The organism is Bradyrhizobium sp. 61, assembly GCF_023073075.1.
Taxonomy (GTDB): Bacteria; Pseudomonadota; Alphaproteobacteria; order Rhizobiales; family Xanthobacteraceae; genus Bradyrhizobium; species Bradyrhizobium barranii.
The window spans coordinates 857,024-874,408 of sequence record NZ_JADPIU010000052.1; the positions used below are offsets into that span (position 1 = coordinate 857,024).

General features: G+C 65.9%; 13 protein-coding genes. 7 read left to right on the top strand and 6 right to left on the bottom strand.

Translation table 11 applies throughout. The features are described from left to right. The first annotated feature begins 134 nt into the window (after positions 1–134). A complete protein-coding gene (locus tag IVB46_RS19005; protein WP_247303981.1) occupies positions 135–2,720 on the top strand; it encodes an EAL domain-containing protein in 2,586 nt (861 codons plus the stop codon). Positions 2,721–2,994: 274 nt separating this feature from the next. Continuing rightward, positions 2,995–3,552 carry a hypothetical protein gene (locus tag IVB46_RS19010; protein WP_247303979.1) on the top strand — a complete coding sequence of 186 codons (558 nt, stop codon included), beginning with the start codon at positions 2,995–2,997 and terminating at the stop codon, positions 3,550–3,552. A 93-nt stretch (positions 3,553–3,645) separates the two neighbouring features. Here the strand turns inward: IVB46_RS19010 and IVB46_RS19015 are convergent, their stop codons facing one another. The 4 genes from IVB46_RS19015 to IVB46_RS19030 form a co-directional block, all read right to left on the bottom strand. After that, positions 3,646–4,563, bottom strand: a complete 918-nt coding sequence (locus IVB46_RS19015) for an MBL fold metallo-hydrolase (protein ID WP_247304778.1) — start codon at positions 4,561–4,563, stop codon at positions 3,646–3,648. A gap of 92 nt (positions 4,564–4,655) precedes the next feature. Further along, positions 4,656–5,861 carry an NAD(P)/FAD-dependent oxidoreductase gene (locus tag IVB46_RS19020; protein ID WP_247303977.1) on the bottom strand — a complete coding sequence of 402 codons (1,206 nt, stop codon included), beginning with the start codon at positions 5,859–5,861 and terminating at the stop codon, positions 4,656–4,658. A 129-nt stretch (positions 5,862–5,990) separates the two neighbouring features. Next, a complete protein-coding gene (locus tag IVB46_RS19025) occupies positions 5,991–6,281 on the bottom strand; it encodes a hypothetical protein (RefSeq protein ID WP_071910478.1) in 291 nt (96 codons plus the stop codon). A 310-nt stretch (positions 6,282–6,591) separates the two neighbouring features. After that, positions 6,592–7,203: a TetR/AcrR family transcriptional regulator gene (locus tag IVB46_RS19030; protein ID WP_247303975.1), complete on the bottom strand. Its 612-nt coding sequence runs from the start codon at positions 7,201–7,203 to the stop codon at positions 6,592–6,594. A 131-nt stretch (positions 7,204–7,334) separates the two neighbouring features. Between IVB46_RS19030 and IVB46_RS19035 the strand changes: the two genes are divergently transcribed. From IVB46_RS19035 to IVB46_RS19050, 4 genes are all read left to right on the top strand, one after another. Further along, a complete protein-coding gene (locus IVB46_RS19035; RefSeq protein WP_231143083.1) occupies positions 7,335–8,564 on the top strand; it encodes a cytochrome P450 in 1,230 nt (409 codons plus the stop codon). A 270-nt stretch (positions 8,565–8,834) separates the two neighbouring features. Next, positions 8,835–12,479 (top strand): AsmA-like C-terminal region-containing protein, encoded by a 3,645-nt coding sequence (locus IVB46_RS19040; protein WP_247303973.1) that lies wholly within the window; start codon positions 8,835–8,837, stop codon positions 12,477–12,479. Positions 12,480–12,678: 199 nt separating this feature from the next. Next, positions 12,679–13,797: a DUF2336 domain-containing protein gene (locus IVB46_RS19045; RefSeq protein WP_166343635.1), complete on the top strand. Its 1,119-nt coding sequence runs from the start codon at positions 12,679–12,681 to the stop codon at positions 13,795–13,797. A gap of 20 nt (positions 13,798–13,817) precedes the next feature. Continuing rightward, complete coding sequence (locus tag IVB46_RS19050) at positions 13,818–14,051, top strand: hypothetical protein (RefSeq protein ID WP_063981598.1); 234 nt, start codon at positions 13,818–13,820, stop codon at positions 14,049–14,051. Positions 14,052–14,067: 16 nt separating this feature from the next. Here IVB46_RS19050 and IVB46_RS19055 read toward each other — a convergent pair whose 3' ends face one another. Both IVB46_RS19055 and IVB46_RS19060 read right to left on the bottom strand, forming a co-directional pair. Further along, a complete protein-coding gene (locus IVB46_RS19055; RefSeq protein WP_085399742.1) occupies positions 14,068–15,393 on the bottom strand; it encodes an MFS transporter in 1,326 nt (441 codons plus the stop codon). 382 nt (positions 15,394–15,775) lie between these two features. Continuing rightward, the gene (locus IVB46_RS19060; protein WP_247303971.1) at positions 15,776–16,513 is read right to left on the bottom strand and encodes a 3-oxoacyl-ACP reductase family protein; all 738 of its coding nucleotides are present in this window, start codon (positions 16,511–16,513) and stop codon (positions 15,776–15,778) included. A 150-nt stretch (positions 16,514–16,663) separates the two neighbouring features. Here IVB46_RS19060 and IVB46_RS19065 point away from each other — a divergent pair, with 150 nt between their 5' ends. Continuing rightward, the gene (locus IVB46_RS19065) at positions 16,664–17,206 is read left to right on the top strand and encodes a TetR/AcrR family transcriptional regulator (protein ID WP_247343198.1); all 543 of its coding nucleotides are present in this window, start codon (positions 16,664–16,666) and stop codon (positions 17,204–17,206) included. The last annotated feature ends 179 nt before the right edge of the window (positions 17,207–17,385 follow it).

Below are 17,385 nucleotides of genomic sequence, written 5' to 3' on the forward strand. Positions count from 1 at the left end.
TTCGCATCTTTTGCGAGCCGTTAAGCATGTCGCGTCTTGGCCGGACGCGACCCGGTTGCAAAAACGTCTTGGACACCATCGCGGCGCTAGCCTCGGCCCCCCTTGCCATCTTCCCGATGCATCCGGGCCCAACGATGTCTGCCGCCGATTGTCCCATGACAGAAATTCCGGACGTGCTGCTGGCTGCGCTCGAATGCGCCGACGGCGGCATCGTCATCGTCGATGGCGCGCGTCGCATCACGCATTTCAATGCCGGTGCTGAGCGGATCTGGAAACTCGCGCGCGCCGAGGTGCTCGGCCGCGACGCCGAACTTCTCACGCTCAAATGCCTTCAGGCCGATCCGGTCGCGGAGTTCCGCGACGAGATCAGCCTCGTGCGGCGCGACGGCACCCGGATCCGGGCGGCCATCTCGCTTTCATCCGTCACAAGTGGCGGCGTCAGCCATCACGTCGTGTTCGCGCGTGACGTCACCGCGGAGGCCGAGCGCCGCGTCAGAATCGGCCTTCTCCACGCTGTCTCCGACCAGACCAACCGCGCGGTGCTCATCACCGACACGGAGCAGAACATCGTCTACGTCAATTCCACCTTCGCGACGCTGTTTGGCTACACCAGCGAGGAAGCCGAGGGCCGCCGCGCAGGCGAGTTGATCGCCGGCCGCCACACCGATCGGAAGGCCGTCGCGAAGCTCGTCAAGCGCCTGATGACCGGCGGCCGCCGCGGCGAAATCGAGACGCTGGTCTACAATAAGGACGGCGAGGAGATCTGGGTCTGCGCCCGTATCGACGTCTTCCGCGACAAGAAGGGCCGTGCCAGGCACATCTTCGCGCTGCTCGAGGACATCACCGAGACGAGGCAGCTGCGCTCGCTCCAGCAGCTCATCATGAGTGCGCTGGCCGACGAGGTTCCGATCACCGACATCGCCGACAGGCTGTGCCGCCGGGTCGAGGAGATCGCGCCCGACGTGGTTTGCTCGCTGCTTCACGTCGATGCCGCAGGCCTCGTCCATCCGCTCGGCGGCCCCAGCCTGCCCGAGGACTATTCGCGTGCGCTGGACGGCATCGCGATCGGTCCGAATGTCGGATCCTGCGGCACCGCGGCCTTCTACGGTGAACCGGTGCTGGCCGAAGATCTTGACACCGATCCGCGCTGGCAGCCCTACAAGACGCGTCCGCTCGAAGTGGGCCTGCGCGCCTGCTGGTCGACACCGATCAAGGCCAAGGACGGCCGGGTCATCGCCACCTTCGCCTTCTATTTCCGTGAACCGCGCGCGCCGAGCAACTGGCACCGCCGTATCGTCAACGCCTGCGTCGACCTCGGCGCCTTCGCGATCGAGCGCAAGGAAGCGCGGGCCGAGATCGCGCGGCTCGCCTATCACGACATTCTCACCGGGCTGCCGAATCGCGCGCAACTGCGGCACCTGATCACCACGGCCATCGATGCCTGCCCGACCGGCAGCCACGTCGCGCTGGCCTTCCTCGACGTCGATCATTTCAAGGACGTCAACGACACGTTCGGCCACGCCGCCGGCGATGAGCTGCTGATCCAGCTCGCGCAGCGCCTGCGCGAGCAGATAGGCCCTGAGGACATGCTGGGACGGCTCGGCGGCGACGAGTTCGTCATCCTGCTGCCGCAGCGCAACGCCGAGAGCGCCGAGCGCGTCGCGGCCGGGGTCACGGAGGCGCTCGCCGCGCCGCTGCGGCTTGGCTCCAGGCAGCTGCAGATGTCGGCGAGCATCGGCATCAGCCTCTATCCCGACCATGCGACCGACATCGACACCTTGATGCAGCAGGCGGACGCGGCCATGTACATGGCCAAGCAAGCCGGCCGCTCCACCCATCGCATCTTCAGCGCCGAAATGAACGGGCTCACCGAGCAGCGCCTGGCGCTGATTGCAGCACTCCGTCGCGCCATCGCCGAGGGCGCGCTGACCCTCAGCTACCAGCCGCAGATCCGCAGTTGCGACGGTGCCGTCCACGGCGTCGAGGCATTGGCGCGCTGGCATGATGCCGTGCTCGGCGACGTCTCGCCGGCGAAATTCATCCCGCTCGCCGAGGAGTGCGGCTTGATCGAGCAGATCGGCCTGTGGTCGGTGCGTGAGGCCTGCCGGCAGATGGCGGACTGGCGCCGCGCCGGGCTCAACATTCCCAGCGTGTCGGTGAACCTGTCGCCGATCAATTTCCGCAACGTCACGCTGGCGGCGCGGCTCAAGGACATCCTCGCCGAATACGATCTGCCGTCGGACGCGCTGATGCTCGAGATCACCGAAGGAACCTTCATGCAGGATGGCGCCGCCGCGCTGGAGACGATGCATGCGATCCGCGCGCTCGGCATCGGCTTGTCCGTAGACGATTTCGGCACCGGCTATTCCAGCCTCAGCCGGCTCGCGCATCTGCCGATCCGCGAGCTGAAGATCGACCGCAGTTTCATGCGCGACATCGAGAGAGACGCGGGCGCGCTCGCGGTCGCCACCGCCGTGGTGCGCGTCGGACAGGGCCTCGGCATGACCGTCGTCGCCGAAGGCGTCGAGACCGAAGGCCAGCGCAAGACGCTGGCCGAGCTCGGCTGCGACGTCGTCCAGGGCTTCCTCTACGCGCCCGCGCTGCCGCCGGTCGCACTCGAACGCTGGCTGATCGAGCACTGCGCCGAGCAGGCGAGGGCAATGCTGGGGCGGCTCGATGTTACGCCGGCAGATCGCGACGTGGTGAAGCGGTCGGCGTAGTCGGCTCCAGGGCGTTCGCACACAAGCCGGAAGTCATCCCTTTCAACGGGTAGCCCCAGCTGATGATCGGCTGGTCGGATTTTTGTTTCTGGATATTTCCAATTGCCGATCGGCAATATCGAGCAACCGGGGCGGCGCTCTGCCAAATGCTCCGCGCCAGCTCCCGTTCCTACCACCGCGCAACCGGGCAAATCCAACTGCCAGGGCGAACTCAGGACTGGATGGGACTCGGGGCAACGTCACCTCGGGTCCGCCAAAAGCACGGAAAGCCACCATGACCTCGATTTCGGCGCTCTCCTCCCATCACCACCGCTCATCACCGTTGCAACTGCTGCAAGACGAACTGCAAACGGAAGCCGGTTCCGGCGCGATCGATGCGTCGGATCAGTCGGCGCTGTCGGCCGCGCTCAGCAGCATCGGCTCCGCGTTGCAGTCAACCGGCGCAAGCGATCAATCCGGCGGCGGGACATCTTCGCCCGACGCCTTCGCGTCGAAGATTAATGGCCTCATCCAGCAGCAAGTGTCGGCCGGCAAGCTGACGGACGAGCAGGCCACCGAGCTCCAAGGAATTTTCAAGGCGGCGCTCTCGCATGGACCGCACGGAGCGGGTGGACCGCCGCCGGACGGGCCACCGCCATCCGGCGAGCCTCCCTCGGTCAACGGCACGGACGACTCGTCAAGCGGCAATTCGACGGCGGAGCTGCTGCAACAGTTTCTCCAGCAGCTGAAAAGCTCGCTTGCGGACTCGACCTATAGCGCGACGAAAGCAGACGATACGACCAATGCGAACGATCCGTCGTTGTCCGGCGTCCTGATCAACGATCGGATCTGATATCGGCGGCGCGCCGCGCTTACTCGGTTCGCGCATCGAAACCAGGGCCCGCCATGAATGCGCGCCCTGGTCTCATGTTGGCTCAGCGAGCGATCAGTAATCCCAGAACACCGGCACCCAACGGAAGGCGTCGCCGGCGACCGCCACGTGGCCGACGGACGGGAACGGCATGTGGGTCGCCACCAGCATCTCGCCGCTCGCGGCAATCTCCCGCAACAGACCGATCCGAACGCGCGCCGCCTCCTCGGGGTCGTGTTCGAAACCGTTGTGCCAGTCGGGTTGATCGAACCCGACGGCAAACACGGCGTCGCCGGCGAATGTCAGCCCGTCGCCGCCGGATGCCACGCGAACCACGCTGTGTCCGGGGGTGTGACCGCCGGTGCGACGAACGACGACGCCCGGCGCAACCTCCTGCTGCTCATCGAACTGCCGCAACTGACTTCCGTACTCCTTGACGAACCGCGTGGCGGTCGCCCGAAGCGCGTCCGGGAAGCCCGGCGGCATCGCGGTGTGGGAGAAATCGGGCGCCTCCCAGAATTTGACCTCGGCGGCCGCCACGTGGATCCGCAGGTCTTTACGCAGCCGCTCCTTCACCCCGTCGACGAGCAGTCCGCCAATGTGATCCATGTGCAAGTGGGTCAGCACCAGATCGGTCACGGACGAAAGATCGATGCCGGCGGCTTCCAGTCGCTTGATCAACTGGCCGGCGCGCGGCAAGTGCAGATCCGGGTCGGACCCCAGTCCAGCGTCGATGAGGATGGTCTTGTCGCCGCTGCGGACCACGACCACATTCAGCGCCCAGTCGAAAGCGTCCTGCGGCAGGAACATGTCGTGCAGCCAGGTCGCCCGGACGGCCGGGTCGGCATTGTGCGCCAGCATCGTGGTTGGCAGCGGCAGCACGCCGTCGCTGACCACCAGCACGTCGATCTCGCCGACCTTCAGCGCGTAGCGCGATGGAACGAGCTCTTCCGGCTTCGATGTCGCGGGGTATGAGGTGTTGTGCAGGTTCATGTTGGTCTCCTGTTTCAAGATAGGGCTCCCGGCTGGTCTTGGTTGAGCAGGCCGCGCAGCCAGGGAGGTGCGGCCGTGATCGTTTCGTGCCTCTAGAGGCTCGTCACACGTTCCGGATCGGCCGACGCGAGCGCTGCGGCACGCTCGGCGCGGGGCGGGTAGATCCAGACCGTGTTGATCTCCTGCTTGGTCTTCTTGGCGACGTCGCCGACCATCTCGACCTTGCGCTCCCAGCCGCGCGTGAACAGCGCGCCGGCTTCGCCGAGATCGAGGCAGGTGACGTAGGCCTTCTGGTGATACGGCCTGGTCGGGACGCGCAGGAGTTCAGCGGCCGCATTGTTGCCGGCAAAGGCGCCCATCCGCGTGGCGTGCTGGCACGACATCAGAGCGTAATTGCCCTCGTCGTCGCACGCGGCTCGCGCCGCATCGCCGGTGGCGAAGACGCCGGCGATGCCGGGCACGCGCAGATCGCGGTCCACCAGCAGCCGGCCGAAATTGTCGCGCTCGGCGGGAATCTGCGCTGTCAACGGCGCGGCGCGAATACCGGCTGCCCAGATCACCGTCTCGGTCTCGATGTGTTCGCCGGTCGACAGCGTCACGCCGGATTTGTCGAGCGAGGCAACGCCGGTGCCGAGCCTTGTCTCCACGCCGAGCTTGCGTAGCGCTTGCTCGATGACCGGGCGGGAGCCTTCGCCCATGTCGGGAGCGATCGCGCCGTTGCGCTCGACGATGATCACGCGCGTCCTGGCGTTTTGGCCGAAGATGGCGCGCAGGCGCGCGGGCAGCTCGGTCGCCGCCTCGATGCCGGTGAAGCCGCCGCCGGCGACCACGACCGTATCGCGTCCATTGACGGCCGGCCGGTCGGCGAGGCCATGCAGATGCTTGTCGAGGGCAACCGCATCGTCGAGCGAGTCGACGCTGAAGCCGTGCTCGGCAAGGCCGGGAATGTTGGGTCGGAAGAGGCGGCTGCCGGTGGCGATCACCAGGCGGTCGTAGGACAGGGTCTTGCGGGTGCCTTTGGGAGTCGAGATCTGCACCGTCAGCGCCTCGGTGTTGACAGTCTCGGCGCTCCCCTGGATGTAATCGACGTCGATCGCCTTGAGGACATCGAGCAACGGCGCCGTCAGGGTTTCCGGCTTCGGCTCATAGAGCCGAGGGCGGACCACCAGCGTCGGCTCGGGTGCGATCAGCGCGATCTCGAGCTCTTCCGGCGAGACGCCCTGAATGTCGCGCAGGCGGGCGGCGGAGAGGGCGGCGTACATGCCGGCGAAGCCGGCGCCAATGATGAGCAGTCGCATGTGGTTCACTCCTGGATTTGGTTCTGGGTTTGTTGGTTCGAAACGCGCGCCATCGCCGCCGCTCGATGCGAGCAGTGCCTGTTGCGAGCGATGATGACGCGAAGAGGTGAGACGGAGACCGCCGGGCCCTTACGGCGCGGTGCAGTTGGGCAGCGAGGACAGCAGCGCAGGGCCTTCACATCCTGCGCGGCAGCTTCGCGGGCCCGATGGCCAGCCGCGCAGGGCGACCGGCAGCGCAGGTTTGTTGGTCCAGCCCCGATCGATCAGGATCGACGTCGAGACCTTGGCGTCTTGTGCGATCTGTGGCGGCGCCTCATCGGCCGTCGGCGAGGTGAAACGCACGGTCAGTGAAAGCCCGTACATGAGCGCCGTCGAGACGGCCTTCCGCCGTGGCGCGATTGCAAGCCGTTTCCTGTCCATCGTTTGTCTCCGTCCCCATGATGTGACGTTGCGATGTTTAGCCAACCGGATCGTCGGCTGCGCCAGAGCGATTGCCGTCCCTGTCGAGAGATTGCTGCTAACCCACGCGCCTGCGCCAATCGCCCGGTGTCTCGCCGGTTAGCGGCGCGGAGGCCCGGCGTATTTCCCGAAGCGGAAATGCCTTGTCCGATCCTGCTGCAATCAGGGCACGTTTTCAAAAACGCACGATTGGGGCGGGCGGCGAGTTGTCGGAGAATTCAACGCCGGTCGGATGACGGTCCGGTCGTGGGCCTGATATCGGCGATCCAGGCTAGTTCGACGACAATCCCGTCCTGCGCCTCAAATCCGTGATCGCGCGCAGAAAACTGTCGGCCGGCGTCGTCTCCGGATCGATCAGGCGGTGCAGGCGAAAGCCGTCTTCCAGCGCCAGCACGACGGAGGCCATCCACGGCGGATTCAGCGGGTCGTTCCTGCCGTTGCTCTTCAACGTGGCCTCGACGATGTCGGCGACCAGCTTGCGGCGCGCGCGCAGCCGCTTGGCAAGCTCCGGGCGGCGCTTCTCGGCGCGCGCGACGAACAGGATCATCTCCATGTGCAGAAGGGGCGAGCGGCCGAGCGGGTCTTGCCGGCTGCGATCCATCGTCTTCAGCGCCGCGATGAAATCGTCGAGATTGTCGTGCTGCGCGAGGATGTCGAGGTTGCGCCGGATCGACTGCTCGACGTGATCCTCGAGCATGGCGATGATCAATTCGTCCTTGCTCTTGAAGTTGGAATAGAACGCGCCGCGGGTGAAGCCCGCGGCGGCCGCGATCGCCTCGATGCTGGCGCCGCCGATGCCGTCCGCCTCGAACACGCGCGCGGCCGCCTCGAACAGTTTGTCGCGTGTGTGGTCCCTGGTCGGCCTGGTTCTCAGCCTTGACATCGGCGCAGGTTAGGGCAGAATGCAACTCGATACAACAATGTATCGAGTTTATAGTCTTGGGGATGGTTACGCCGCGCACGCAAGGGGGCTGCCGGCGTATTCGTGTCATGCGGCAACCGATTGAGGTCACCATGAACGAGCAAGTGCAACCCGCAGGCGGACCGCTGTTCAACCCGCTGTCGCCGGACTTCATCCGCGATCCCTATCCGCACTATGACCGGCTGCGCACGATGGAGCCGATCCATGTGACGCCGTTCGGCCAATTCGTCACCAGCCGCCACGCCGATGTCAGCCTCGTGATGCGCGACAAGCGCTTCGGCAAGGATTTTGTCGAGCGCTCCAAGCGCCGCTATAGCCCTGCCATCATGGACGAGCCGGTGTTCCGCAGCATGAGCCACTGGATGCTGCAATCCGATCCGCCCGACCACACCCGCCTGCGCGGTCTCGTCGTGAAAGCCTTCACCGCCCGCCGCGTCGAGGACATGCGGCCGCGGATCCAGGCGATCGTCGACCAGGCCATCGATGCGGTGATCGAGCGCGGCCACATGGACCTGATCGAGGATTTCGCCTTCCGCCTGCCGGTCACCATCATCTGCGACATGCTCGGAATCCCCGAGGATCATCGCGAGACCTTCTACAACAGCTCGCGCGATGGCGGGCGGCTGCTTGACCCCGTGCCCCTCACGCCGGAGGAGATCGCGAAGGGCAACGCCGGCAACATGATGGCGCAGATGTATTTCCAGCAGCTGTTCGAGCTGCGCCGCCGCAATCCCGGCGACGATCTCACCACCCAGCTGGTGCAGGCCGAGGAAGACGGCCACAAGCTCACCAACGAGGAATTGACCGCCAACATCATCCTGCTGTTCGGCGCCGGCCACGAGACCACCGTCAATCTGATCGGAAACGGCCTGCTCGCGCTGCACCGCAATCCGGATCAGCTCGCGCTCCTGAAGGCGCGGCCCGAGTTGATGGTCAACGCGATCGAGGAATTCTTGCGCTACGATTCCTCGGTGCAGATGACCGGACGCGTGGCGCTGGAGGACATCGCGGATCTCGGCGGCAAGAGCATCCCAAAGGGCGAGACCGTGCTGTGCCTGCTCGGCTCGGCCAACCGCGATCCGGCGGTCTACCCTGATCGCCCCGACAGGCTCGACGTCACCAGGCCCAACGTCAAGCCGCTGTCGTTCGGCGGCGGCATCCATTTCTGCCTGGGCGCCCAATTGGCGCGCATCGAGGCCGAAATCGCCATCGCGACGCTGTTGCGGCGGCTGCCGGATCTGCGCATCGACGACGTCGAGAACCCGGAATGGCGCCCGACCTTCGTGCTGCGCGGCCTGAAACGCCTGCCGGCAAGCTGGTGATGGCCGCCAGCGCTGCATCTGCGAGCGCCGGTCCTCATCCTGAGGAGGCTGCAAAGCAGCCGTCTCGAAGGATGGCCGCGGGCGCGGGGGCCTCTATGGTTCGAGACGGCGCTTAGCGCGCCTCCTCACCATGAGGGTCTCCCGCCAGCGTTAACCTCCGCGCGCAACAGTCGCTGTGACTTCGCCACACTTCCCCTTATATAAGGGGCTGTTCCGGCGCGCCTGAGGCCCTCAGGTTCGGCCCGGGCCGATTTGGCCGAGGGGAGACCCGTGCAGACGACGCTGCTCGGATTGGCGATTGCCTTCATCATTGCGCTGCTGACCGCGCTGATCGGGCCTTACTTCATCGACTGGAACCAGTTCAGGCCCCAGTTCGAGGCGGAGGCGGGCACGATCATGGGCGTGCCGGTGCGGGTGGCGGGCGAACTGGATGCGCGGCTGCTGCCGGCGCCGACGCTGCGGCTGCGCTCGGTGACCTTCGGCGGCAACAACGATCTCGGCCGCCTGCGCGCCGACAAGCTCGACGTCGAGTTCAGCCTGAGCTCGCTGATGCGCGGCGAATGGCGCGCCACCGAGCTGACCGTCAACGGCATGGCGGTGGATCTCGGCCTGGATGCCAAGGGCCGGGTCGATTTGCCGTCCACCGCGAGCGGCACCTTCAATCTGGCCTCGCTTGCGATCGAACGGCTGAACCTCACCGGCCGCATCGCCCTGCACGATGCCGCCAGCCGCTCGACGCTGGAATTGAACGACATCACCTTTTCCGGCGACGTGCGCTCGCTGGCCGGCTCGGTCCGCGGCGACGGCAGCTTCACCGCGACCGGGGTGCGCTATCCGTTCCGCGTCTCCTCCGGCCCGAGCGCCGACGGCAGCGCCACCCGTCTCCACCTCAACATCGATCCCGGCGAGCGCGCGATCTTGGCCGATCTCGAAGGCGTGCTCGCCTTCGACAACCGCCTGCCGAAATTCGACGGCGCACTGACGCTCGCTGTGCCCCCGGTCAAGAAGGCGGGCACGGCGGGGCCGACACCCTGGAAGCTCACGGCAAAGCTCAAGGCCGATCCGGCCGGCGCCAAATTCGATCAGATCGACGCGAGCTTCGGCGCCGAGGACAATGCGCTCAAGTTTGGCGGTGTCGGCGATGTCAGGTTCGGCGCTTCGCCGCTGCTGCGCGCGGTGCTGTCGGCGCGCCAGGTCGATGCCGACAAGCTGGCGGGCAAGGACGATGCCGAGCCGCAGCGCGTCCTGCCAGCGCTGCGCGCGGGCCTTGCGGCGATCCCGCAGGCGCCGATGCCGGCGCAGATCGAGTTCAACTCCGACCAGATCATGCTGGGCGGGCGTCCGCTTCAGAACATCACGGCGGAGCTTCAGACCGATGGAAGGTCCTGGACTTTCCAGCGGCTCGAGCTGCGCGCACCCGGTATGACGCAGCTCTCGCTCAACGGCGCAACGCCCGGCGCCGACAGCTTTAGCGGCCGGCTCAGCGTCGAGTCGTCCGACCCCGATACGCTGGTGGCCTGGCTCCAGGGCCGCAGCGAGATCAACCGCCGCAGCACGCGGCCGCTGCGCCTTGCCGGCGACGTGACCATCGCCGCCAACCATCTCGCCGTCGACAGGCTGAAGGCCGAGATCGAGGGCGGCGCGGTGGAGGGCCGCATCGCCTTCGTCCAGACCGGCGCGAGCAAGGGCTCGCGGATCGACGCCGAGCTCAAGGCCGACCGTCTCGACCTCGATGCCGCCGCAAGCTTCGTGCGCGCGCTCGCAGGGCCGCAGGGCGAATGGCCGGAGGAAGCCAAGCTTGCGCTCGATGTCGGCCGCGCGATGTCGGCCGGACAGGAGCTGCGGCCGTTCACGGCGAAGCTCGGCTACGGCCCTGCGGCGCTGTCGCTGGAGCAGTTGCGCTTCGGCCAGGCGAGCGGGGTGACCACCGAAGCGAGCGGCAGCTTCGACCGCGTTCATGCCACCGGCAAGCTCGCGCTGAAATCCTCGGCCAATTCGCTGCGTGAGCTCACCGCGCTGCTCGAGCCGATCGCGCCTTCGGTGCGCGCGCGGTTCGACGCCATCCAGTCATTGCCCGGCGCGACGCGGCTGAAGCTCGACCTCAGCCTCGACAAGAACGCCGACCATGCCGATCGCAGCGACGCGCGCGCCGTGCTCGATCTCGATGCGCCGCAGCTCAAGGCCACCGCGACGCTGGCCGGGCAGACGCCGGTGGCGGCGGTCAACGGCATCGACATCGACCGCTTGCGCAACAGCGACTTCACGCTGGACGCGAAAATCTCGACGCCGAAGGCCGGCGCATTGCTGGCGCTGCTGGGCCTCGATCGCGTCGCCGCCGCGGGCGAGGGCCCTTCGCAGTTCGAGGGCCGGTTGAGCGGCGCGTGGCGCCGGCCGTTGCAATTGAACGCAAAGCTCAGTGGCGGCGGGCTGGATGCGGATGCGCAAGGCAGCATCGAATTGTCGGACCCCAATTCGTTCCAGCCGAAGGCCAGCGTGAATTTGCGCGTGCGCAATGCCAATCTGGCGCCGCTGTTCGGGACCAGCCCGGCGGACAAGTCAGTGCAGAGCGTCAATCTGTCCTCGCGCGTCGGCCTCTCCGGCAACCGTCTGACCTTCGACGATCTCGACAGCAGCGCGGCCGGCTCGCATCTGCGCGGGCATCTCGCGGTGACGCTCGACCAGGAGAAGAGCGTCGATGGTGAAATCGGCCTCGACGCGCTCGATCTTGCGCCGGCGTTCGCGATGGCCATCGGCGCCGCCGGGCATGATGCCGGTGATCCCCTGAGTGCGGGGCTGCTCGGTGGCTGGCGCGGCCGCATCGCCTTCCAGGCTTTGCGCGGCACCTTGCCTGACGGCATCGAGCTGCGCCCGGTCGGCGGCACGATCCGCAGCGACGGCCAGTCGCTCGCGCTCGATGCGCTCAAGGGTGGTATCGGCGGCGGTGAGATGTCGGCGAGCTTCGACGCGCGCAATGGCGCCAACGGCGTTGCGCTGAACGCGCGTATCGAGCTCCGCAATGTCGATGCGGCGGCGCTGCGCTACCGCGATCTCGCATTGCCCAAGGGACGCGCCTCGGTGCAGATGGCCCTGACCAGCCAGGGCCGCAGCGTTGCGGCGTTGACCGGTGCGCTCGCCGGCAATGGCACGGTGACGCTCGAGGCCGCGGAAATCAGCGGTCTCAATCCGCGTGCCTTCGAGATCGCCATCCGCGCCAGCGACGGCGGCCAGGTTGCCGACGACAACAGGCTGCGGCAGCTCGTCGAACCCGCGCTGTCGGCAGGTCCGATCGCGGTCGCCTCGGCGCAGATCCCGTTCACGATCCGCGACGGGCGCCTGCGCGTCGGCGCGACACCGCTGGAGGCCAAGAACGCGCGGGCCATCGTCTCCGGCGGCTACGACATTCCCGCCGACCAGGCCGACATCCGCGCCAGCCTGACGCCGATCATGACCGGACTTTCGGGCGCGCCGCCGGAGATCCAGTTGTTCGCGGCGGGTCCCCCCGACAGGCTCAACCGCACCGTCGATCTCGCGCCGCTGTCGTCCTGGCTCGCGGTGCGCACGATCGATCGCGAGACGCGCCGGCTGGACGCGATCGAGCGTGGCGAGCCGCCGCCGGCGACTGCGGCGCTGCCGACGCTGGTCTCGCCCGATCCGGTGCCCGAGCCGTCGCTGACCGACGTGCCGTTGCCCGGCCGCGATCCGCGCCGCGCGCCGCCGAAGCCAAAGGCCGCGCCGACGCCGAAGGCGCCGCTGGCCGCCCCTGCAGCGCCAAGTCCTCCACTCACAAGCCCGCCGCTCGCGAGCCAGCAGATCGCCCCGCTGCCGCCGCCGATCGAGGTGAGGCCGGCGCCGGGCCCGCCGCCCGCAAAACCCAAGCCGAAGCCACCGCTGGTGCTGACGCCGTCGAATCCGTGAACGCGGCAGCCTGTTCGGCAAGCGCTGGCCCTTGCCCGCCGGTAAACCCATTCCCGCGCATTTTAACGAATTTTGCTCGGCAAAACTGATCTGCCGACTTTACTGGATTCTCGCGTTTGATCTCTAGTGTCGGTTCCCAGAGGAATTCGGCGTCCTGCCAGCACAAGCAGGATGGCTAACCAAGAACTGGGGTAACGAGATGAACGGGGCGAAATCGCTTCTGCAGGATCTGGACGACGCGATCGCGCGCGGCACCGACGAGAGCCGGGCGAAGGCGTTGTGGCATGCGACCGACATCCTGATCACCGGCCGCTACAGCGACGACGAGATCAGCATGTTCGGCGAGGTCATCGGGCGGCTCGCCGACGAGATCGAGGTCGCCGCGCGGGCGCAGCTCTCCGAGCTGATGTCGGCCTGCGACCACGCTCCGCTCAATGTCATCGAAAAGCTCGCCCTCGACGACGAGATCGACGTGGCCGGTCCCGTGCTGCGCGACTCCGCTCGTATCGACGAGAAGATGCTGGTCCAGAGCGCCATGACCAAGGGCCAGGCGCATCTGCTTGCGATCGCCCAGCGCAAGTCGATCGGCGAAGCCGTCACCGACGTGCTGGTCAAGCGCGGCGACCAGGCGGTCGTGACCTCCGTCGCAAGGAACGAGGGCGCGCGCTTCTCGGGCTCGGGCCTGCTGCACATGGTCCGGCGCGCGGAGGGCGACTCGATCCTCGCCGAGCAACTCGGCCTGCGCAAGGACGTGCCGCGCCACATCTTCCAGCAGCTCATTTCCAAGGCGTCGGAAGACGTCCGCCGCCGCCTCGAGCACGAGCGGCCCGAGATGATGGCGCAGATCCAGAGCTCGGTGACCGACGTCACCGGCGATCTCCAGTCCAAGTTCGGTCCGTCCTCGCGCAGCTATTTCGTCGCCAAGCGCGTGGTGACGACGCAGTACCGCCAGGGCAACCTCAACCAGGACTCGATCTCGAACTATGCGCGCCAGCACCGTTTCGACGAGGTGCAGATCGGCCTGTCGCTGCTGTCGTCGCTTCCGGTCGACGTGATCGAGCGCGCGATGATGGACCGCAATCGCGAGATACTTCTGGTGCTGTGCAAGGCGCTCGACTTCTCGTGGGACACGACCATGTCGCTGCTGTTCCTCGGCGCCAAGGATCATCTGATCACGGCGCGCGAGCTTCATGACAGCGAGCGCGAGTTCGGCAAGCTCAAGATCGAGACGTCGCGCAGCATTCTGAAGTTCTACCAGTCGCGCAAGACCGGCGCGGGTGCCGATACGGGCCGTCAGCCCGAACTCCAGGTGCACTGAGCCAGAGGGGAGTATTTGCAATGTTGCCTCAATTCGGCACCGCAATTCGCAAGAACAAGAGCCTGCCCGTCGATGCCGGCGGTTCGGCTCCCGAGAAGGCTTCCGTCGACGCCGCCTGGCTCGTGCTCGAAGCCGCCAACGATCTCGGCGATCACGCCGCGATCGCGGCCTGCCGCCGCGTCATCGACGCCGAGCTCAACGGCACGGTTGCCGGCAGCGCGGATATCGATCTCGTGCTCGGGTATTTCAGGTAGCGACGGTCACCAGCGTCTAGTGCGCCATCGCGATTTCGCCGGACACTTGCTCGCGCCTTGCATCGATGCGTAGCAGCACGACAACGACTGCGCCCACCAGCGCGCAACCCGCCAGCAACAGAAGACCTGCGGTAAAACTGCCGGTTAAATCCTTCAGGTAGCCCATTGCGTAAGGACCGGCGAAACCGGAAAGATTTCCAAGCGAGTTGATCGCGGCGATGCCGGCGGCAGCCGATGCTCCCGTTAGAAAGCTCGCCGGCAGCGGCCAAAACATCGGGGGGACCGCGGAGACACCGATCTGCGCGAAGCATAGCAATGCCATGACAAGGACGGAGTTGGAAACGAGACCTGCCACTCCGATTCCCACCGCTGCCATCAACAGTGCCGCGGCGACGTGACCCTTTCGTTCCATGGTCCGATCGGAATGACGACCAAGCAGCACCATGCCCGCGGCCCCGAAAATAAAGGGCAGCGCTGCGAGCAAGCCGGTCTGGGTATCGCTGACGCCAAAACCCTTGATGATGGTTGGCAGGAAGAACGCCACGCCGTAACTCGCAGCATTCAGGCAGAAGTACACCAGAGCGCACAACAAAATGCGGTAATCGGTGAGCGCCTGACCCAATGACAGGTGTTCGACTTTCTCCTTGTTTCGCTTCTCGGTGGCCTGCACGTCTTCCAGCCAGGCAATCTCGTCTTGTTGCAGCCAGCGGGCCTGGCGCGGAAAATCGGTCAGATAGAGCAGGACGCAGATGCCTACCACGACCGACGGCAGCGCCTCGAGAATGAACAGCCACTGCCAGCCTTCCAATCCCCAACCGGTCACGCCGAGCAGAAGCCCGGAGATGGGCGACCCGATGATGGACGAAATCGGGATCGCCAGCATGAACAGGCTGATGACCCGAGCCCGGTAAACCGCCGGGAACCACAGGGTCAGATAGAAGATGATGCCCGGAAAGAATCCCGCTTCGCAGGCGCCGAGCAGCAACCGGAGAGAGTAGAAGACGCCCGTCGTCGGTAGTCCCGTTGCTGCCGATATCGATGGGATGAATGCGAAGGCCGCCGAGACGATCCCCCACGTAATCATGATGCGGGCGATCCAGACGCGCGCACCGACTCGTTCCAGGAAGATGTTGGAGGGGACTTCAAACAGGAAATACCCGACGAAGAACAAGCCCGCGCCCAGTCCGAACGCTGCTTCACTTAAACCCAGCGCCTGGTTCATGTGCAGCTTAGCAAAGCCGACATTGACGCGGTCAAGATAGGCCACGAAATAGCAAACGATCAGGAACGGTATAAGCCGCCACATAACCTTGCCAATGACACGCTTCTCGACGTCTTGCATGGCAAGGCCTCCCGTTTGATCACCGGAACCCGCTCAACATCCGGGCGGCGTTGCGAAACAATGACGGGTGCGAACGATGAGTGCAAACGGCATTTTGACGTTCAAGCCAAAGTGACAGTTGTGCTGTCATGCTCGAAGCTGGACGAGGGACGAAGCACGCGACACGTTCCACCTAACGCTCGCGGGGCGGCCGAGGCATCGGCCGCCCGCCATGATGATCGCGAACATCATCTTATTTTGTCATCGCCGTCCCGGCCGACTCGATCCTCGCCTTGCCGGCATCGCGTTTGAAGCTCGCGCCTTTCTGCGTCGGCGGAAACTCGATCGCAATCATGGCCAGCTTCTCAACCTCCTGTTGGACGAACACGAAGCGCCAGAATGTCTAGGCGTTCGCGCCGCCGTCGACGGTCAAGGTCGAGCCGGTGATGTATTTTGCCTTCGCGCTTGCCAGGAATGCCACGGCATTCGCGATGTCTTCCGTCGCGCCGTACCGGCCCAGTGCCATGAACTGTTTCAGCGTCTCCGCGGTCGGTCCGTGCGCCGGATTCATGTCGGTGTCGATCGAGCCCGGTGCCACGAGGTTGACCGTGACGTCCCTCGGGCCAAGCTCCCGCGACAGCGCCTTGGTGAATGCGGTTAGCGCCGACTTCGACGCCGCGTACACGCCGAGCGCCGGCGAGGGCACGCGGTCGGCGAAATAGCTGCCGATGGTGATGATGCGGCCGCCCTTGCCAAGGTGCGGCAGCGCCGCCTTGCTCGCGGCGATCGGCGAACGCACGTTGACGTTCAGCATCGCGTCGATGTCGGCGAGCGAGATGTCGTTGAGGCCGCCCAATCGCAGAATGCCGGCATTGTTGACCAGGATGTCGAGCCCGCCCAGCTCCTTGACGGTCTTGTCGACCGAAGCCTGAACGGCAGCGACATCGGCGCTGTCGGCCTGGATCGCTACGGCTTTCCGGCCCGTCGCCTTGATCGCGTCCACGACCTTGGCGGCGCTCTCCGCCGACTTCTCGTAAGTAACCGCGACATCGGCACCTTCCGCGGCGAGCGCCTTCGCGATGGCCGCACCGATACCCCTGCTTGCGCCCGTCACCAGGGCCCGTTTTCCTGCCAGCGTCATGTGATCTCTCCAATTCTGTAATGATCGACACAGAATATGTGGAGTCTTGATTGCCGCGGTCAAGTGAATTATGTGTTGATCATTACAGAAAGGCGGGCGATGGCAGGTCGGCCACGGGAATTTGATCGCGACGCGGCGTTGGAGGCCGCCATGCTGCTGTTTTGGCGCAAGGGCTTTGCGGCAGCCTCGATGCACGACCTTTGCGACGCCATGGGCGTCAGCTCGCCCAGCCTCTATGCGGCCTTCGAAAGCAAGGAGGCACTCTACCTTGCCGCGATCGAGCACTACGTCGAGACCCAGGGCCAGCCGGTCTGGGACCGGCTTGCGGAAGGCGCGACCGCGCGCGCCGGCATCGAGAATCTGCTGATCGGCGCGGCCGAGACCCTGCCGAAATCCCGGAGAGCGCCGGCCGGCTGCATGGCCGTGCTGGGCGCCGTCAGCGACGAATGGCCGGCAACGATTGCCCGCGAGATCAAGAAGGCCCGGCTCGACATGCTCGGCAATTTGCGCGGGCGGCTGGAGGCCGCGGTCGCGAGCGGCGAACTGCCTGCCGCAACCGACATCGATGCGCTGAGCCGGTTCTACCTCAGCGTCTTCGAAGGCATGGCCATCCAGGCCAAGGACGGCGCGACGCCTGAGGAGTTGAGAGGCGTAGCGAAGGCGGCCATGGCGATGTGGCCGGGCGAGCGGTAGCTCGCGGCCTGTACGATGGGTAGAGCGCAGCCAGACCCATCGTTCCATCCAGGCGTGTTGATGGGTTTCGCTCCGCTCTATCCATCCTACGAGCTGGGCCGAGAGATTGATCTATCTCAAGACCGTATCCGAAACGCGGGCCCAGCTTACATTCGGAAGGCAGCGATACGTCCAGACAG